The 18157-nt window shown below is 56.2% G+C and carries 21 protein-coding genes, 1 tRNA gene and 1 riboswitch; of the genes, 12 read left to right on the top strand and 10 right to left on the bottom strand.

All coding sequences use genetic code 11. The features are described from left to right. Window positions 1-2 precede the first annotated feature (2 nt). Genes eno through crcB form a run of 4 tightly spaced genes read left to right on the top strand, consistent with a single transcriptional unit; the run spans window position 3 to window position 2729 of the window. Complete coding sequence (gene eno, locus AAFM46_RS09730; RefSeq protein ID WP_343317567.1) at window positions 3-1298, top strand: phosphopyruvate hydratase; 1296 nt, start codon at window positions 3-5, stop codon at window positions 1296-1298. Beyond that, window positions 1295-1816, top strand: a complete 522-nt coding sequence (locus AAFM46_RS09725; protein ID WP_343317566.1) for a universal stress protein — start codon at window positions 1295-1297, stop codon at window positions 1814-1816. The genes eno and AAFM46_RS09725 overlap by 4 nt, the downstream gene beginning before the upstream one ends. 5 nt (window positions 1817-1821) lie before the next feature. After that, window positions 1822-2364, top strand: a complete 543-nt coding sequence (locus AAFM46_RS09720; protein WP_343317565.1) for a CrcB family protein — start codon at window positions 1822-1824, stop codon at window positions 2362-2364. Continuing rightward, the gene (gene crcB, locus AAFM46_RS09715) at window positions 2361-2729 is read left to right on the top strand and encodes a fluoride efflux transporter CrcB (protein ID WP_343317564.1); all 369 of its coding nucleotides are present in this window, start codon (window positions 2361-2363) and stop codon (window positions 2727-2729) included. The genes AAFM46_RS09720 and crcB overlap by 4 nt, the downstream gene beginning before the upstream one ends. A 146-nt stretch (window positions 2730-2875) precedes the next feature. Here crcB and AAFM46_RS09710 read toward each other — a convergent pair whose 3' ends face one another. Beyond that, window positions 2876-4207: an MFS transporter gene (locus AAFM46_RS09710; RefSeq protein ID WP_343317563.1), complete on the bottom strand. Its 1332-nt coding sequence runs from the start codon at window positions 4205-4207 to the stop codon at window positions 2876-2878. An 18-nt stretch (window positions 4208-4225) separates the two neighbouring features. Then, window positions 4226-4303: riboswitch (Fluoride riboswitch) on the bottom strand. A 190-nt stretch (window positions 4304-4493) separates the two neighbouring features. On the opposite strand from AAFM46_RS09710, the gene AAFM46_RS09705 reads away from it, so the two are divergent. Further along, on the top strand, window positions 4494-5231 hold the full coding sequence (locus AAFM46_RS09705; protein WP_343317562.1) for an alpha/beta hydrolase: 738 nt from the start codon (window positions 4494-4496) through the stop codon (window positions 5229-5231). Between the two features lie 28 nt (window positions 5232-5259). Here AAFM46_RS09705 and AAFM46_RS09700 read toward each other — a convergent pair whose 3' ends face one another. Genes AAFM46_RS09700 through kynA form a run of 3 tightly spaced genes read right to left on the bottom strand, consistent with a single transcriptional unit; the run spans window position 5260 to window position 8251 of the window. Continuing rightward, window positions 5260-6087: a PaaX family transcriptional regulator C-terminal domain-containing protein gene (locus tag AAFM46_RS09700; RefSeq protein ID WP_343317561.1), complete on the bottom strand. Its 828-nt coding sequence runs from the start codon at window positions 6085-6087 to the stop codon at window positions 5260-5262. A 17-nt stretch (window positions 6088-6104) separates the two neighbouring features. Next, window positions 6105-7343, bottom strand: coding sequence for an aminotransferase class V-fold PLP-dependent enzyme (locus AAFM46_RS09695; RefSeq protein ID WP_343317560.1), 1239 nt, complete (start codon window positions 7341-7343; stop codon window positions 6105-6107). Between the two features lie 38 nt (window positions 7344-7381). Continuing rightward, on the bottom strand, window positions 7382-8251 hold the full coding sequence (gene kynA / locus AAFM46_RS09690; protein WP_283527566.1) for a tryptophan 2,3-dioxygenase: 870 nt from the start codon (window positions 8249-8251) through the stop codon (window positions 7382-7384). A 228-nt stretch (window positions 8252-8479) separates the two neighbouring features. Here kynA and AAFM46_RS09685 point away from each other — a divergent pair, with 228 nt between their 5' ends. Both AAFM46_RS09685 and AAFM46_RS09680 read left to right on the top strand, forming a co-directional pair. Then, window positions 8480-9115: a hypothetical protein gene (locus AAFM46_RS09685; RefSeq protein WP_343317559.1), complete on the top strand. Its 636-nt coding sequence runs from the start codon at window positions 8480-8482 to the stop codon at window positions 9113-9115. Further along, on the top strand, window positions 9115-9372 hold the full coding sequence (locus tag AAFM46_RS09680) for a helix-turn-helix transcriptional regulator (RefSeq protein ID WP_343317558.1): 258 nt from the start codon (window positions 9115-9117) through the stop codon (window positions 9370-9372). The genes AAFM46_RS09685 and AAFM46_RS09680 overlap by 1 nt, the downstream gene beginning before the upstream one ends. Before the next feature lie 333 nt (window positions 9373-9705). Here AAFM46_RS09680 and AAFM46_RS09675 read toward each other — a convergent pair whose 3' ends face one another. Then, window positions 9706-10254 (bottom strand): sigma-70 family RNA polymerase sigma factor, encoded by a 549-nt coding sequence (locus tag AAFM46_RS09675; RefSeq protein WP_343317557.1) that lies wholly within the window; start codon window positions 10252-10254, stop codon window positions 9706-9708. Between the two features lie 149 nt (window positions 10255-10403). Here AAFM46_RS09675 and AAFM46_RS09670 point away from each other — a divergent pair, with 149 nt between their 5' ends. After that, entirely contained in the window at window positions 10404-10565 is a 162-nt protein-coding gene (locus AAFM46_RS09670) for a hypothetical protein (RefSeq protein WP_343317556.1), read from the top strand. 542 nt (window positions 10566-11107) lie between these two features. Here AAFM46_RS09670 and AAFM46_RS09665 read toward each other — a convergent pair. Further along, complete coding sequence (locus AAFM46_RS09665) at window positions 11108-11575, bottom strand: GNAT family N-acetyltransferase (protein ID WP_343317555.1); 468 nt, start codon at window positions 11573-11575, stop codon at window positions 11108-11110. A gap of 123 nt (window positions 11576-11698) precedes the next feature. Then, the gene (locus tag AAFM46_RS09660) at window positions 11699-12346 is read right to left on the bottom strand and encodes a Type 1 glutamine amidotransferase-like domain-containing protein (protein WP_343317554.1); all 648 of its coding nucleotides are present in this window, start codon (window positions 12344-12346) and stop codon (window positions 11699-11701) included. Window positions 12347-12663: 317 nt separating this feature from the next. Between AAFM46_RS09660 and AAFM46_RS09655 the strand changes: the two genes are divergently transcribed. Next, window positions 12664-13089 (top strand): ASCH domain-containing protein, encoded by a 426-nt coding sequence (locus AAFM46_RS09655; RefSeq protein WP_343317553.1) that lies wholly within the window; start codon window positions 12664-12666, stop codon window positions 13087-13089. 377 nt (window positions 13090-13466) lie between these two features. On the opposite strand, the gene AAFM46_RS09650 is transcribed toward AAFM46_RS09655, so the two are convergent. Further along, window positions 13467-13877, bottom strand: a complete 411-nt coding sequence (locus AAFM46_RS09650) for a VOC family protein (RefSeq protein ID WP_343317552.1) — start codon at window positions 13875-13877, stop codon at window positions 13467-13469. A gap of 29 nt (window positions 13878-13906) precedes the next feature. Here AAFM46_RS09650 and AAFM46_RS09645 point away from each other — a divergent pair, with 29 nt between their 5' ends. From AAFM46_RS09645 to AAFM46_RS09635, 3 genes are all read left to right on the top strand, one after another. Beyond that, the gene (locus AAFM46_RS09645; protein WP_343317551.1) at window positions 13907-14488 is read left to right on the top strand and encodes a TetR/AcrR family transcriptional regulator; all 582 of its coding nucleotides are present in this window, start codon (window positions 13907-13909) and stop codon (window positions 14486-14488) included. A gap of 144 nt (window positions 14489-14632) precedes the next feature. Continuing rightward, window positions 14633-15280 (top strand): LysE family translocator, encoded by a 648-nt coding sequence (locus tag AAFM46_RS09640; RefSeq protein WP_343317550.1) that lies wholly within the window; start codon window positions 14633-14635, stop codon window positions 15278-15280. Between the two features lie 468 nt (window positions 15281-15748). Then, the gene (locus AAFM46_RS09635) at window positions 15749-16240 is read left to right on the top strand and encodes an AAA family ATPase (RefSeq protein WP_343317549.1); all 492 of its coding nucleotides are present in this window, start codon (window positions 15749-15751) and stop codon (window positions 16238-16240) included. A gap of 47 nt (window positions 16241-16287) precedes the next feature. Here AAFM46_RS09635 and AAFM46_RS09630 read toward each other — a convergent pair whose 3' ends face one another. Then, window positions 16288-17457, bottom strand: a complete 1170-nt coding sequence (locus AAFM46_RS09630; protein ID WP_343317548.1) for an IS30 family transposase — start codon at window positions 17455-17457, stop codon at window positions 16288-16290. Between the two features lie 431 nt (window positions 17458-17888). Then, window positions 17889-17984, bottom strand: a tRNA-OTHER gene (locus tag AAFM46_RS09625). Window positions 17985-18157 lie beyond the last annotated feature (173 nt).

Below are 18157 nucleotides of genomic sequence, written 5' to 3'. Positions count from 1 at the left end.
CCGTGAATGAATTGACCTTCACCGACGTCCATGCTTTTCAGATCCTAGATTCGCGCGGATACCCAACCCTGCGCGTGAGGCTGACCTCTAGTAATGGAACATGGGAAACGGCGTCTGCACCATCGGGAGCATCCACCGGAGCTCACGAAGCAGTTGAATTGCGTGACAGCGGCAGCCTGTATTCAGGTCGAGGCGTGGAAACCGCTGTTGCTGGAATTAACACATCTATACGGGAACTTTTGCTTTCTCGGACCTGGCCCAGCCAACGAAGTGTGGACACGGCATTGTGTGAGTTGGATGGGACGGCGGATAAGTCCCGGCTGGGCGCCAACGCCGTCGTGGCTGTATCCATGGCCTCTGCGCGTGCCTTCGCTACCTTCTCAGGTCAAGAACTGCATGCTTGGATCGGAAACTCTCTTGGTCAGCCGGAAAGGTTACCAGTCCCGCACTTTAACGTTCTCAATGGTGGCGCCCATGCTGCGAACCCACTAGCTTTCCAAGAATTCATGATCGCCCCCACCGGCGCCCCTACCCTGCCCGAGGCCATCCGGTGGGGTTCAGAAATTTACCATGCACTGGGCCTGACACTGCGGCAGAAGGGCCTCTCCACCGGGCTCGGGGATGAGGGAGGCTACGCCCCGGAAATCTCCCGGCCGGAGGAGGCACTGGAATTGATCACTGCCGCCATCACAGATGCAGGGTACGTCACGGGCCCCAGCGGAGTGACTATCGCCTTGGATCCGGCCGCGAACTACTTCTATCATGAGGGCAGCTACGACCTGAACGGGCGCTCGTATAACCCCTCACAGCTGACTAAGTACTATGAGGGGCTCATTTCGGATTATCCGATCCGCAGCCTTGAAGACCCTCTGGCCGAGGATGACCCCTACGGCTGGCCTGAACTTACGGCGTTGTTGGGCAGCCGCGTTCAGGTCGTTGGAGATGACCTGTTCGTCACCAACCCTGACCGGGTCCGGAAAGGTATCCAGGAGGCGGCTGCTAATTCTGTGCTGATCAAACCCAACCAGATAGGTACGGTCACAGAAACCTTAGACACCCTGACTATCGCCGAGCAGGGTGGGTTTACCGCCATGGTCTCACATCGTTCTGGGGAGACAGAAGATACTTTTGTAGCGGATCTGGCAGTTGGCTCCGGCTGCGGACAGCTCAAGTCCGGTGCACCAGCCCGTGGTGAGAGGGTGGCCAAATATAATCGACTGCTTGAAATCGCGGATGCATTTCCCGCTTTGCCCTACGGCCTGGTGGAGAAGTTCTCAAAAGATAGGGGCACATCATGAGTGAGCCAAAAGAGTCCCTCCAGATGAACTACCGGATTACCCGCCCCGTGGTGATGGGGGTTATCCCAGGGCAGCCGCTGAGCGTCGCGAAACAAGCCGCGGAACTGGCTTACAGTTTGGGGGTCGAGCTCCTCTGCGCCTATGTGGACATCACCACGTACGTGGTGGAGGAAGACCCCAACGGCCATGTTGCAACCCAGCCCATTGATCCTGACAGGTTCGATGATGACATTGAGCGTATTTCGGCCGCAATAAAAGAGCGGCTGGCATCGGTCCTTACCCCGTACGGGATCAGCTGGAGCTACCGATGCCTAGCGGGGGATCCTGCGCGGGCGCTGGGACGTCTAGCCAAGACAGTGGATGCGTCCATGATTGTTGTTGGTACTCGCGAACGCGGAATATCTCACAGGCTGGAAGAATTATTGAGCGGTTCAGTTGCTGTCCACTTGGCCCACCGGCAGCACAAGCCGGTACTGGTGGTGCCCTTGAACCCGCGTCCGTTGGCAGGCGCGGAATGAACGGGATGACTGCGAAAATTTTCCGTAAGGCAGGGACATTACCGGTAGACAGTGACGTGGATACTTTGGGGCCCTCTTCGGCTCACCGATCTATCCACCTGCATCCCGGATATGTGGCTCTAGTGGTTGTGGGCGGGATGCTGGGTACACTCGCCCGCTATGGAATTGAAGAAGCAGTGCCTTCAGTGAGTGGCTGGCCACTACCAACGTTGTGCGTGAATCTTGTGGGAGCCTTTGCGTTGGGGGCACTGTTAGAGGGTTTAGGGCGGCGTGGCCAAGACGCTGGACGACGGCGGATTATCCGTTTGGTGGCCGGCACTGGTTTTATGGGTGCTTTCACCACTTACAGCACCCTCGCTTTGGAGGCCGGACTGTTTATCGAAACCAACAGGATCCCCACCATGCTGTTGTATTTGTCCCTCACCATCATCGGTGGGGTACTCGCCACAGCGCTTGGCATCTGGGCCGCCGGCCGTCACCACCGCATTGCAGCGACTCGAGCCAAGAACACGCGGTTAGGGCCGCAGATGGAGGGGGATCTACCATGACCATTGTGCTACTTGCGGTTGCCGGCGGACTGGGTGCCGGCACCAGATTCATACTGGACGGATTGCTGCGCTCCCGCCTCCGGACAGCTTTACCCATAGGGACAATGCTCATCAATATCACCGGCTCACTCGTTTTAGGGCTTTTGACGGGGCTGGTTATGGCTCACCAGGCTAGCCCGGAACTAGTAAAAGTTTTGGGCGTCGGGTTTTTGGGTGGTTACACCACGTTCAGCACAGCCAGTTTCGAAACGGTCAGACTTTTCCAGACTGGCAGGGTCGGCTTCGCCCTAATCAGTGGTCTTGGCACACTCGTTTTGAGTGTTGGGGCGGCAATTTCCGGTTTGATCTTGGGAGGCAGCCTCTGACCACGGCTGGACAGGCCTCGAATCCGTCTTGCAGCAGCGGACCTAGACGTGCTGCGGGTATGGAAAAGGTCCACTCGCCATGATTCGTAAGGTTCTTTGTCACTGGCCACCATGCACACGGCTCAAACCCCACCGAGGCTGGAAAATCAACGTTTCTTGGCTACCCTTTGCAGCGATAATGACGGGGATGAGACAAGAGCGCCAACCATCCAGAAAGCTGCATAGAGAAAAGCCACGGTTGGTGAGAACACTGCCCACAGGATTCCGGCCACCACGGTGGCGCCTAAGTCACCAAAAGACTGCACCAGCCCCAAGAGACCGTATCCGTTGCCTCGCAGCCGGTCCGGAAGTAATAATGCCACGGCTGTTTGCTCGGAGGTCTCCGCGAAACCGATACCGAAACCTGCCAAGAAAAAACCCGCTACCAAGATCACTGGACCCCCACTGTCAATGGCAAAGAGTAGATAGGCGGCCACATACATGGCCGTGCCGAGCGTGAAAACAAGGCGAGGACTCAGCCGATCTATCAGTCGGCCACCAACAAGAGCCGCAACAGAGGCCGATGCGTTGTGGCCTGAATACATGAGAATAGCACTCGTCACAGCCGCTCCGGCTGCCACACCACCGGCTTCTAAAACCGTCGTGGCGCGAAGAATTAGCAGCGTCGCTGCAAGATTGCCCAATTCAAAAAATGACACCGGAACGAGTACCGTAAACAACCCTGAGAGTCGCAATCCAGCCAAGTTAAAACTCAGTGATCGCTTCACTTCTGGTCTGGCCACAAATAGGCGTGCCTGCCGCGCAGCCACGACTATTGCTCCGGCGGCAAACATGCTGGGGATAAATGAGAAGAGAATCGCAGTTCTAATGCCAAGCGCGCCCACCAAAGCAGCCGCAAGCAGCGGGCCCACAACTGCTCCAGCGTTATCCCCTGCACGTTCAATCCCGGCTGCTCGTCCATAGGCCTTGCGGGGTGTAATTGAAACCAACAAAGTGTCCCGGGATGGCGAGCGCAGCCCGCGTGCCGCCCACGCCAACGTTCGGAAACCGGCAACTTGCCATACGGCCGTGCACACTCCGATAAGCGCCGTCGCAACGGCTGTCAGTAAATATCCACTCGCTGCTACTTTGCTGCGTTGGGCTGGATCGTTGGACAGCGGACCGCCAGCCAATTTGCTCAGGCCTACTAAGGCATCGGAGACACCTTCTATAGCTCCCAGCGCCGCCGGTCCGCTGTGCAGGGTTGAACTTAGGAAGGACGGTAACAAGGATGTGACGAGCTCGTGACCCGAATCGCTAAAAAAGGATGCTGCACCAATCCCAAGAATGCCTGTATTCAGCCATTGTGTAGACGGTGCCGCTACTTGTTCGAATGGGTCAGCTGGCGCTGGAGCGTCCTTGACGGGATCCGGAGAGTGTTCGGCGCCCGTGACGGGCGAATCCTCTGCACCGTTGTGATCTGCAGGTGTTTGGCACATGGTTTCTCCCACCCGTGAATCGGGGCAGGAAACCATCAGCCACAACGGCAGTTCGGACCGAACACGGTCCCGGCGGGATCCATCGCCGTTAAGGCAATCTTAGTTCAATGGTGGACTTTCAAGGCTATATACCGGAGCCATTTTTTCGTTGGTAGCTGTGAGGCCCACCCAGTATGCTCAGTACTCTAGGGCTCACACTATCAGGCAAAGAGCAGACCTGCACTTGAATGAACGACTTGCATGAACGCTCCGTGCCGCAGCCAATTAATGGAAAGACGAATTGACCATGGCGAATCACTTCGCAGCAGTCCTCGAGCCGGAGATAGTGCGGTACGGGAAAATGGATCCGCAGTATATTGAGCTGTGGGCGCCAGAAATCGAAACCCCGAAAGGTTACGCCATCCTGATCCATGGTGGGTACTGGCGAGCAATGTGGGATGCCACGCTCATGCATCCCCTTGTACGCGATCTGCTGGCCCGCGGCTGGGCAGTAGCAAATATCGAATACCGAAGTGTAGGTAACGGGGGAGGATGGCCGCTCACCCTCGACGACGTTCGCAGTGCAATCCAATGTGCCAAGGACGCTCGCCCGCAGTGGTGTGCTAACTGTCCCGTGGTCAATGTGGGCCATTCCGTGGGAGGTCAGCTGGCACTACTTGTCGCCGATCTCGCCGACGCCGTGGTGGGTCTAGCCCCGGTGACTGATGTGCGGCGCGTCGACGCCGAGGAGCTCGATGATAACGCTGCCTCCGGCTTCATGGGTGGACACTATGCTGACCTGTCTGATGCCTACGATCTAGCTTCACCGATCCGCCAGATGCCACTTGAGCGCCCTATTCTTGTAGTCCATGGTGATGTTGATGTGTGGGTCCCGGTAGAACACTCGGAGGACTTTGTTAAAGCTGCAGTAGCCGCCGGAGACCTTGTTGATTTCCAGAAGATTCCGGGGCTAGACCATATGGCTGCAATAGATCCGGCGGCTGCACATTGGCAGCACACCGTGCAGTGGATGCAGCAGCGATGACCCTGCCTTGGCCGCCATCTTGCTGGTTCTAGAGCGTTCGGCTCGAGTGTGAACTGACTACTGATCCAACGAATGATTTGCTGGCCAAGGCATGGGAAGTGCTGATCTTGCGGAATATGGCAACGCCCTGTTTGCCAGGCCAATCGGCAGGAAGACAGTCTACCGGCAACCCTGGGTCGAGATAAGGGATCATGCGCCATCGGTCAATCAAGTTAACATAGGTGGCAAATGTCTGCGGGCTTACACCGACTGGTTCTGTGGGGACTTCTTCATGGAACTTTATGAAGTCCACGTACAAGGTTCCAATCGCGTCAAAGTCCCACCAGCTAGAAACAACCTCGCGCAGGTCCCCCGTAACGTGTGGCCGCGAGGTAGTGAACAGCACGCTCCGGTCGCCTAGCCCCAAAGAGTCAAGAATTTCCTGTACTTCTTCACGGAGATAATCCGGAGCTACCCATAGGCCAGGGGAGACCATTCCACACCCGATCCAATGCAATTGCCGGCGTAACTGATGACGGCGCTCGCGTTCGGTCTCGGGTAGCGAAAAAGAGACCAGACACCACGGATCCGCAGCTTCCATGGACCTAGGAGTTTGGATGCGCCGGTCTCCACGCTCCAGCATGCGTGCCGCACGTGAATCCACCTCATACCCAGCCACCCCATCACGGACCGCCGCAACCACCACGTCTTTTCTACGTAGTCGCGTTAGGGCAGTACGTGTTAGGGAGGCCGGGATCGCCATAGCCTGCATTAGTTCCACTAGAGAAGCGGATGACATCCATCCGCCCTCATCCCTTAAATACAAACCTATAATGGTTCGCAAGAGGGAAGTGGTGCTTCCGGGTCTTGAAACCATGTCATCCAGAACCGCCGTCACGCCAGAGATACCAACGCATCGCGGATTGCCTCGATGCCCAGCTGCACTTCGGCAAAGCTAGTACTTAGCGGCGAGAGACCAATGCGCAGTCCCTGAGGTGGACGGAAGTCTGGAATTACTCCCTGCTCCCAAAGCCGAGCTGTGAGATCTGCAAAACGTGGGTGGTTCACGCTCACATGGGATCCACGTTGCGACGCGTCTCGAGGGCTGGCTAGTTCAACGCCGAGCGGTGCAAGTAGTTCATCCGCCACTGCAATGGCATACTCGGTGAGAGCGATCGATTTTTCTCTGATGGCGACCATTCCGACTTCGGCGATCAGCTCGGTCATATCCTTGAGAGGTTGCATGGCGAGGATCGGGGGAGTGCCCGTAATGAATCGCCGCACGTTGGCTGCGGGCTCAAAGGTGGCAGTCATGCCGAAAGGATCGGCTGCACCCATCCATCCCCAGATCGGCTGTTGTAGCTGGGAGATTATGGAGCTATTGATGTAAGCCAGCGCGGGTGCCCCGGGGCCGCCGTTGAGGTATTTGTAGGTGCAACCCACAGCAAGGTCCACACCCCAAGCATCAAGTTCTAGTGGGACGGAGCCCACGGAATGGCTAAGATCCCACATCATCAGCCCGCCGGCGTCCTTGACAATTCCAGTGATGGCTTGAGCGTCTGCTAGAAAACCGGAACGGTAGGCAACATGGCTCAGTAGCACCACGGCGGTTCCCGACCCAACTACGGCACTGACATCTTCAGGTGTGACACCGGTGGCGGGGTCAGGATCTATCCATACGATCTCCGCGTCGCGTTCAGCGGCGATGCCCTCCACTATGAACCGGTCGGTAGGAAAGTTATCTCTGTCGATGACGATCTGGTTACGACCCTGCTGAGCGTCCAAGCCGGCACGCAATAACTTGTAAAGCAGTACGGAAGTTGAATCCCCGATCAAGGTTTGCCCTGGAGCGGCGCCCAGTACAACTTCACCGAGCCGGTCGCCAACACGGGTGGGTTCCTGCATCCACTTTTTATCCCACGATCTGATCAGACCGGTACCCCAGTCTCCTTGGACAAAAGCAGCAAGGTTTGTAGCTGTGACACGTAAAGGCCGGCCCAGGGAGTTGCCGTCCAGATAGGCGACGACGGAGTCATCGTTGGGTTCAGTAAAGTGATCGCGGTATGCGGCCAGTACATCGTCGGCATCAAGCTGTGCGCTGGTAGGAGCATTATGCTCCGTGCTCTTGGTCATCGGGGGTGTCCTTCGTCAGAGGGGATGGGTTGGAAAGGCTACTTGCCGATTTCGGTACGGACCGCGAAGAGTTCGGGAAAAAACGTTAGGTCCAGCGCGCGCTTTAGAAATTCCACGCCGGAGGACCCGCCTGTACCGGCCTTGAATCCGATGGTCCGCTTGACCACGCTCATGTGCCGGAACCGCCACGCCTGGAAGTTATCCTCAAGGTCCACCAAGTCCTCGCAGGCTTGGTAAAAGCTCCATTGGGTTGTATCAGATTCGTATATTTGTTTGAACACTGGAACCAGTGATTCCTGGAAGACCCAGGCAGCACTAACGTTTCGCTGAAGAACGCTGTCCGGGATGGCGAAGCCGGCTCGGGCCAGTGCACGCAGGAAGGCGTCATAGATGGTGGGTTCCTCGATGAGGGTAGAAAGAAGTTGATGAGCCTGCGGATCAGACTCAAAGACCTTGAGCATGCCGCGGTGCTTGTTGCCTAAAATGAACTCAACAGCCCGGTACTGAAAAGACTGGAATCCTGAGGATGAGCCGAGGAAGCCGCGGAATTCAGCGTACTCACGGGGAGTGAGGGTGGCCAACACCGACCACTGTTCGGTGAGCGTCTTCTGAATGTGCTTGACCCGTGCAAGGCACTTCAGGGCTTTACCAATTTCATCGTTGTCCATGAGGCGACGGGATTCGATCAATTCGTGGAGGATCAGTTTGAGCCAGAGTTCGCTCGTTTGATGCTGGATGATGAAGAGCATCTCATCGTGGTGCTGGGGCAAGCTCACGGGGTGCTGCGAGGAAAGGAGGCGATCCAGATCGAGATAGCTTCCGTAGGACATGGTGCTGTGGAAGTCCGTATGCATCGTGTCTTCGATTTCGCGGACACTTTCGGGGGTGTTTGCGTGGGGGCAGCTCATCAAATAACTGTATCAATATACTGACGAGCGTCAAGAGAGTGAAAGTGGCGCCATCGCACACTACCCGGGATGCGCCGTCGTACTTCAAAAAGTGAGCCTCAAAGATAACTGTTGGCTCCAGGTTCGCGTGAGCGAGCGTTGATGGCTCGATGATTCGAGGCTTGACTGGCCCGGTATAACGGCTTATATTAACGATATTCATTAGTATCGATTATCGTTAGGGTGAGCATGTCTCAATCAGTGCAGATCGCCGACCCTCCTCTAGTTCGCAGGCTGACCCGGGGCTTCATGTGGCTGTTCTTTATTACGGCAGTGATTGCGGGTGCGCTTTTCGTCCTCTTCGGCACGATCCGCCTTGTGCAGAGTCTCTCTTCCGGTCATGTCACACTCACGTTGGTGGCTGGCCACAGGATGCCCAGCAGCGCAGCTCAAGGCTCAGTTACAATTCTTGAGGGTGGTTACGACACAGCCACGTTAACGCTATCGGGAGTCTCTGGACCAACACTTGTTCTGTGGGTCATAGCGTTGGTTGCAGGCATCCTGACTCAGTTGGCATTTTGTGGATTTGGCGCCATCTTGGCGTGGAGGTTGCTGCACCCTCTAATGTTCAAGCATTCCTTTTCCGTGATTGTCACTATTGCCGGCGGAATTGTGGCAATAGCGGGGCTGTTGACTCAGGGAGCGTCATCGTTGGCCTCCGGTTCTGCTGCGGCTCTACTGAACGGGTCTGACCCTAGCGGGTTTTGGCCGATAGCCGGGGAGATTGATCTTACGTACGTTGGTATGGGCTTAGTGCTCATGCTTGTGGGGCTTGCTTTTGACTATGGTTCACGCCTTCAAAATGAAACGGATGGTCTAATCTGATGGGCGGCCCTGCTGGAAAGTATGGAGCGCAGGCGCATGCGCTCGCAGAGAATACGGGAATCCATTGCCGGCTGGATGAATTGCTCGCCGACCGCGGGCTGACGCTGACCAGGCTTGGTGAACTCGTCGGAGTGAGCGTTGTCAATCTCTCGATACTTAAGAACAATAGGGCGAAGGCTATCCGATATTCCACACTTCAGGCGATCTGCGCGGCCTTGGATTGTGAAGTGGGCGAGTTACTCGTGCATATCCGATAAGCCCTCTGGCAGCCTCGAATCGGTATTGATGCAATCCGCCAGTAGACATTGGGAGCGTGCGTTGACTGAGCTTCCGCGTCAGAAGCATAGGACAAGAAAAGTGCGTTAACATCATAAATCATGCATCCGTCCACCGATTGGCTCTCCAACGCCGCATATCGTGACGAGCATGGCTAGGTGTATTACCTCTTCCGCCACTACCTAGACCCCTTGCTCTACCCAGCGCCGTTTTCCTGCTGCTCGCAGAGACACTGTGAGAACAATGTCCTTGCCCAGGACAACACCTCTGAGGGTTGGGACTGGGACGCTCTCTCAGAGGTGTTGCTTTCGGTTTTAGGAGAGGCCGGAACGTTTGAATCTGGCCGTTACCCTGAGGAGTCCTTCGCGGAGGTTCAAATTTGCAAGCTCCTGATCCACGCCGAGTGCTGCGGCAATTTCGGCGGTGGTGCGGCCTTCAAAGTAGGCCAGATAGATTGCTTCGCTTTGGATGGTGGTCAGGTCGGCCAGGGCCGGGATTGCTGGATAAACGGTACGTTCCGATAAGTGGCTGACAACTGGATGGGCTCGTTCTGCGGTTCCGTTGATGGGCATTGCTTGGCTTGTTCGGAGCCGATCAACAGCCATGCGGTGTGCGATGGCCATGATCCAGGTTTGCGGGGTTGACTGGGCTGGGTCGTACTCCGTGAGGTGTACCCAGATTCTCACGTATATGTCTTGGACAGTTTGCATACAGTCAGCGGAGTTCTTAAGTATTCTTCTCACGAGCGGGTATATGTGCCCGGCGGTCTGCGCATAAAGATGTTCAAAAGCCAGGGTATCCCCGTCGCTGGCAAGTTCCAGTAGTTGGCGAAGATCTTGGGGGTAGCGCTTGGTGTGAGTCACCGGTAGCTCCTCCAGGACTGTAGATGCGTACGTGATGTACGGAAGACAAGCTTCGCACGAAAAGTGTTCGAAGCTGGTGCTGAAAATATTGCGTTACCAGATTGGAATCAAGGTGGTCTTGAAATGGCCATGTTGCCCAAAATTTGCCAATGGTGCTGGGTTTGGTGCTGGGTTTGATCGTTGGGTTGGATCGTTGGGTTGGATCGTTGGGAGCTGTGAGAATGTTTCAGGCTCCGGGAAATCCAGCGTTGGGGGTGGATGGTGTCATGAGGCTGTGGCCACTGTTGGTTTCCATCTTGGCCCGCGTCTAGCCATTGGTCCCAGAAGCTTGGTGACAGGGTCACTCGCGGCAATCATAGAGCCGGACGGAACAACTACAGGTCAAAGGCGAAGCGTGCCCATAGAGTTCGCCTGACGAGGCTCTTTTGAACGCTATGATTATGCCCTTCGACTACGAGCTGGCGAGTTGACCAGCTCATCCAACTTGCCAGCTCATTGGCCTTCCCTGCACAGGGACGCAACCCCGACCTCGTCCTGAAAAATTGGCAGTCTGGGAGAACAAACAGCGTCAGGTGACACTGGTCTGGTTAGCTTCCCGCACGCCACTACTACGCCAGTCCTTCCCCAAGGGCGCAGACCTGGGCATCCACAGTGCGGCGGACTTCGACAGGGTCGTCACCTAACCCTCTGTGGTTCGGAAGGCGCGACTGTGTGACGAGGCGAAGAAGCCGTTGATGGGTCTGAACCTAATCCACGCTGTTGTATCGGGCGCCTGAGTCTGACCTGTAAATCTCAAAGACAACATGCCCGGCCCATTCGTCGTTTTGGAGCCTCAGTGGATTAGAACCATGGATTAAAGCTGTTTACTCATCTTCGTGCTCACTGTCGTGTAACCCATTGATTCGTAGAGTCCACGGGCGCCGTGGTTAAATCCGAAGACGCTGAGTCCAAGTGTGTGGGCGCCGTGGGAACGCGCGTAGTCCTCCGCTAGTTTCATAGTCGCTCTCCCCAGACCCTTGCCGCGATGCTCATTATCAATGACGATGTCCCAGACCCACCAAGAGTTGCTATCTAAAGAACTGTCCGTTCCAACCCAGAGGTAGCCGATGGTGGAGTCGGTAGTGTCAAGAACTTCGAAAACGGCATTATCTATCGTTGGAACGTTCTCAGAAAACGCAGCATCGAGGCTCTTCTTTGCGTGCCTATGTGCATCGTGCGGGGATTCGCCGCTCGCAATGAGATCGGATTCATATTCATGGCGGCTTCGTTCGATCCAGGCAGGGAATCGTTGGGCGCTGAGTGGGATTAGTTGGACAGTCATTTGATCAGTTTGCCAGTGGGGCGCAGGAGCAGCGAAAACCGATGCAGATATTCCCGCTGACGTGTCTCGCGGACAACCCTAGCCGCACACTTTGGTGACTTGCCGTGGAGTGCAGTGGCTGGATTAATGTCCTTCGTGGGTGGCAGGGGAAGCAACCCGCCTCGCCTGTTTGTCCGTGACGAGTAGCCCTTCGACGTCGGCTAGCAGCGTCAACCCTGACGTTCCCTTGAGACCATGGGCTACCTCAGCGATCCTTACCGGTGGATAGGGCGGAAGCAGACCATCGGCATGGGGCAAAATCACCGCGTCCACGAGTCCGAGTCCGCTGTAATCGTGCAGGCTAACCCCTTCGGTTCGGCCATCGAGTGCAATCGCCGAGTCAATGCTTGTTCCCATGATGATCGCCCCGGCACTGACCCCGATGTAGGGCAATCCCGCCCGAACCCGTTCAGCAAGGATCGTGTCGGTAGCTGTGCGACGCAGAACAGCCATAAGATGGTCGGCCATGCCGCCTGCGACGTATATAGCATCCACACCGTCAAGAACGCTGGAAAAATCATCACCGGAACCCTCGCCAATAGTCACCGGAACGAGTGTGTAGCCGAGATCTCGGAGTTGGGCACGTTCCCGCTCCACAAAAGGAGCGTTCCCTAATGGTTGGGCCGCATCTTCAACATAGGCGATACGTGTGGCAGCCCTAGTCGCAGCGTCCATCCCTCCCAAGAACTTTGGAACAGCACCAATGAAGCGAGATAACAGCAGCATCTTCATGTCACCCACCCTAGAGGGAACCCCCGACTTTCGCTTCGCAGGCTCGTCTCCGCGAAAGGTACTACTTTCGAGCGTAGTTATCGCACCGATTTACGGTTCCGGAGACCTACCCCTGACCGGCGCAGCCTGTAAGCGCCAATCGTAAGACAGGACTCCATTTGCCGTCGCGCTGCCGTATTGTGCCCGCTGGCTTCGCCACAATGACTCGTTGACACTCTAAGGGCCGTGAATTGTGGCCGGACTAAGGCGCCGAGCACCTGCCGATGAATTGGCTCAGGGGGACCATCAAGGGCCTGGCGGGGCGATACGCTGGCACTATGACCGATTACAGTGCCCTGCCCGTGTGTGAATTTGCTTTCCCTGGTCCTCTTCGGGATCAGCTGGTGGCAGCCGTTCTGGACGGTTCCAAGACCTCCACGACGGCGTTGCTCATCGGGTACGAGATTGATCAGGAAGAGCTGCCCGTGGCCGGTTTGCGGGAAGTGGTCATTGACTCCGTCGGAACGCCAGTGGCCGTAATTGAGTTGACGGAAGTACGCCAGGCCCGGCTGGCCGAGGTGGATGTGCAGCACGCCATCGACGAGGGTGAGGGATTCACTACCGTGGCCCAATGGCGCGCGGGTCACGAGGAGTTCTGGCATTCACGGGACCTCCGAGATGAAATGAACGACCCACATTTCACGGTCAATGACGACACTGTGCTGGTGCTCCAGAGATTTAAGGTCATTGCGCGCCTGCCGTAGTAATTCTATCTTTACCGGTCACATCCAAGACGGCGAGAAAGGTGTCGAGTTCGAGTTTCGCTCCGAGCGGTAGCGCTGCCATTTGGATTGTTGTGCGCACGGGTAAGGGATACCGCTGCCGGGATGCTTTGAGCCGGAGCAATAGGTAGCGGTGCCGTCGCGACTTTCCGTGGATGACGGCGTGTGCGCCACGGAGCATATGACGCCAACTCATCTTCAATGACTACGAGGCGGCGCAGTAGCTCAGGGTGCGCAGGCACGACGAGCAGCGCGGTGTGGTCTCCCACCGCGTGGCCCACGAAGCACACCGCCTGTCGCCCCGCTAACGCAACTGTCTCCACGTTGGTGTGCACAAGTGTCCTACGTGAGCTGGACCGTTAGACCGGTTGTGTGAACTGTGCTTCGAACTCTGCGCTCGGTGGGATCGGTGTGATTACATCAACCAATACGCCGTTGGGGTCTGCGGTGATGAAATGCCGCTGCCCAAAGTCCTCATCGCGGAGTGATGAAATGATCGGCAAGCCTGCGGCAAGGAACTTTGCATATGTAGCGTCGACGTCGTCAACCTCAAAGTTGAGCAGAATACCGGAAGCTGTTCCCCGATAAGCCTCGGGCACGGTCTCATGCTGGCCGTCCAAGACGGCCAAAGCGTGCTCCTCACGCTGCAGATGGATATACCAGTCGCTCGAAAATAGCTGTTCAAAGCCGAAATTCTGCTCATAGAAAGCAGCGGTGTTAGCCACATCATCGGTCATGATTACGGGATAGGAGCTCGAAATGATTTGCATGCAAGAAAAGTAACATACAGACTGTATGTATGCAAAAGGTTCAATCTCATACAAACGCACAGCGCAGTGCTCAGACCCGCCAGACACTCCTTGTCGCAGCACGATCGCTTTTCGTTGAGAAAGGGTTCGCCGCCACATCCACGCCAGAGCTGGTTAAGCGTGCGGGACTGACCCGAGGCGCGCTGTATCACCATTTCAGGGACAAGGGTGAGGTTCTGCATGCAGTGCTCGAGGAGGAAGCCCGCCAGGTTGCAGAGGAGATAGAGAAAGCTGCACCGGCCAACGCTAGCCCTATCGATACTCTACGAGTCGGTAGCGTCGCCTACCTCGATGCAATGGCCCATCCGGGACGGACTCGCCTCCTGCTTATCGAAGGCCCGGCAGCGCTCGGTGCGGTCAGGATGGCCGCAATTGATGAGGGCTGTGCCGCTGCATCACTACGCGAAGGCCTCGAAGACGCAATGCCTGGCCGCCAAGTCACTGCCTTAACGAACTTGTTGTCGGCGTCATTTGATCGGGCTGCACTGGATATTCACGGTGGAGATGATAAGGATATGGTTCGGGCAGCGATGCTTTTCCTCATTGATCAGGTTGTGGCTTCCACCCCATGACGGGCCATGGCGGGACAGGTCTGTGCCGCAAACGGACATTCTATGAAGGTCATGTTCCGCTAGTAAGGAGTCCCGCCGAGCAAACGCGAAGCGAAGTGAAGACGAGGATGCTCGCCCCCAACCCACCTCATGAAAGGAGTGTGCATGATCTCGTTGTCCGCCGTGGCCGGCATTGCTCTCATTGAGCTTGGTCTTGCCCTGACCCCCGGGCCGAACATGATGTATCTTGTCTCTCGCAGCATTAGCCAGGGATGGCGTGCCGGGATGATGTCGCTCTCAGGCACGGCAATTGGTTTCGTCGTGTACATGGTGATGGCTAACCTCGGGTTAGCAGCGGTGTTCCTCGTTGTCCCGTGGCTGTTCATCGCACTGAAGATCGCGGGTGCGGTCTATCTCCTCTTGCTTGCCTACAAGACGCTTCTCCCGGGAGGCAAGGCGCTGTTCGAGACCAGCGAGCTCCCGCGCGACTCGTTCGGTAAGCTCTTTCGCATGGGACTTCTGACGAATCTTCTCAACCCAAAGGTCGCGATTCTCTATCTCGCGCTCATCCCTCAGTTCATCGACCCCGCCGCCGGCAGCATCGTCGCGCAGGGCTTTCAGCTCGGCGCGATCCAGATCCTCATCGGAGTCGCGGTCAATGCTGCGATTATTATCGCTGCAGGATCGGTTGCCACATTCCTGCAACGTAAGCCCACCTGGATGCGCTGGCAGAAGTGGGTTACCGGCACGCTTCTCGGTGGAATCGGCGTAAAGTTCGCGATTGATGCCCCCACCCCCGCTGTGGCCCCGTAGGGTCGAGGTCGCCCTTTACAGCTGTGATTTACACGCAATGGGTCTGTCCGAATAGGAGTCCAGAACTGTCCCATCAGTTGGCCCCAAGTGCGACTAGTTCAGCGCAGGGGCCACCAGTGAAGTGGTAGAGGTTCACACCTGCGAACATTCGTCCGTCCTGTGCTCTAACGGCAGTACCCATTGTGTGCACGCCATCTTCACCGGGTTCGGCATCGGTGTTAGCCGCAATTGTCTGTCATGCCAATTCGATTAGGAATCGCTCGGTCACTGTCAACGTTAGAGCAGAACTAGGAAGTGAATTGGACATATCGAAATCGTACGACGGGCCATTATCCGCAAGGGCAGGGGGTCTTAAACCGAAAGATCTGTGGGACACCGTCAACTGCTCCAGAACTAGAATGAGGCCATCTGCGTGCAGCGATGCGTAACGGTTTCATACTTAGATATTAAGGAATACGGGTGATGTGAATGTTGGTAGTAATCCGTGGAAATTCAGGCTCAGGAAAAAGCACGATCGCGCGCATGTTGCAAACCAAACTTGGGAAACTTACAGCGGTGCTTCAGCAGGACCACTTTCGCAGAGTTATTTACCATGAGCGGGAGCAGGAAAGCTTAGCTCACGCAGACCTACTCGAAATTGCTGCCATACATTGTCTGAACCGTGGACACAACGTAATCCTGGAAGGAATCTTTAACGCCTCCAGATACGGGGGCATGCTGGCGCGAGTGGCAGCGCATACTTCTGATGCCAGATTTTATTCATTTGATCTGGCTTTCGAAGAGACTGTCAAACGACATTCGACGCGGTCACAATCTACTGTATTCAGCGACAAAGATATGCGCGATTGGTACCACGGATGGCAACCTCTTTCGTTTATATCAGAGATGCGGATTGTTGCTGATGAAACTCCCGAGCAAATCGTCGAACGCATTCTGCAGCGTCCCATCCGTTCGAAGTGACCTTTACCCTTTAGATGTCCCGTAAGACGGTCGGCGGATTCTGGCGGTCATTGCAACAGGAGGGGTTCGATCAGTTCGATCGGTTTCTTGAACTCTAGTCGTTTGCGTGGTCTGTCGTTGAGTTCAGCGGCGACCCAGTCAAGATCCTGGGCACTGTGGATGCTCAAATCAGTGCCTTTGGGGAAATACTGGCGCAGCAGTCCATTTGTGTTCTCGTTGATACCACGCTGCCAGGGCGAATGCGGGTCGCAAAAGTAGATCTCGATGCCCGTATCAATCTTCACGGTTTTCCAGTCCTGCATTTCAATGCCTTGATCCCAGGTCAGGGAATGTCGCAGTGCTTGCGGGAGTGTTTTGATCTTTGCGGTCAATGCCTCCCGCATCTGCTCAGCTTTGTACCCCTGGGGTAAGTGAACGAGCATCGTGTAGTTGGTGTTGCGTTCCACCAGGGTCCCAATAGCGGTCTGGTTACCCTTGCCAATGATCAAATCCCCTTCCCAATGTCCTGGCACGGCACGGTCTTCCACTTCGGGTGGGCGATGGGAAATATTGATCATTCCCGGGATCCGATTCTTACGCTGCCCGGTCTTGCGGGAGGGGCGCCGCACGGCCCGCCCAGTGCGTAAACACGCGACCAGATCCCGATTCAAGGCGCCCCTGGACTGGACGTACAGGGACTGGTAAATAGTCTCCGGTGACACCCGCATCTCCTCTTCGTTGGGGAACTGGACGCGTAATCGTCCTGCGATTTGTTCCGGTGAATACTTCTTGGCAAGGTCCGCTTCCACCACTGTACGCAGGGCTATGTTCGTGTGGAGTTTGGCCGGTTTCGGCCGGCTGGCACGCTCGTAGGCGAGCATGTGGGCCGAGGTTGCCCGGTAGGCGGTGCCGGGTTTCGTGTTGCGTCTCAACTCCCTGGATACCGTCGAGGCAGACCGGCCAATAACCTCCCCAATCGCTCTCAAGGACCGTCCCTGGGCACGGAGAATCGCGATCTCTTCACGCTGAGTGAAGGTCAGGCAACGGCCCTTTAAATTCCTGCCGCGGCGGGGCCGCACACCACCAGCGTTAGCCAGAACAGTGCGCCCGGTACGCCTACTGGTATTGATCGGAATAACGGCATCAGTGATGAAATCACCTGCCTGCATCCCTGCCCAAAAGACCTGCAATAGATCCGGCCGGAAAAGGATTGAATAGTTCGCCATAGCAACACTCATTCACTAAGTGTTGCAATCACCGCAAGAACCCAAGGGTCCACCACCGGAGCATCTGCAGGCAACTTCGGAAGTCTCTCCAAACTACGTGTTTCCAGGGGCGTCAGATTCGCGTTTACCCCGCCCGACTTAATGCTCGGTGAACGTGCCCTAACTGCAACACCCTAGAGTCTCAGAGGTTCAGGGCAACGACACGTCTCGTCGATCGGCCAGCGGCAGCGGAGCTGAATACGTACTTCGACCGCCTGAGCGGCCCAGCAATCGTCTGGGATGACGCCGCAAATGCCTGTCTTGGAGCGAAAAAGGGGAGCTAGTCATCTTGAAAAGGGGGAGTGGAATTTGGAGAAAATTTTGACGAATTGGGGGAGTAAAAGGGGAGTTGGCCACAAATGGCTCTGACCTGCGAGTTATAACCGCAGGTCAGAGTCCCGTTGTGCCCCGGGCGGGAATTGAACCCACGACCAAGAGAATCTCAGGAGTCTCATGCCAACAGTCTCTGTTAACGGTTAAAAACTGCTAGTTCCCGGGGCAGTGCAGGATAATGGGGTCTCTTGGTATGTCATGACTTGTGGGTGGTTTTCAATCAAAAACGTGAGTAAAACGTGACGAGGCCTTGCAGCGTAGCGCTGAAAGTGCTGACTGACGGCGGTTTGCAGGTTCATCGACATGATCGACGGCATGTCACGGGTTGTCGAGAGCTGGG

Origin of the sequence: Arthrobacter sp. TMP15, from assembly GCF_039529835.1 — a bacterium.
Taxonomy (GTDB): domain Bacteria; phylum Actinomycetota; class Actinomycetes; order Actinomycetales; family Micrococcaceae; genus Specibacter.
This window is presented reverse-complemented; position numbering and strand designations above follow the sequence as displayed.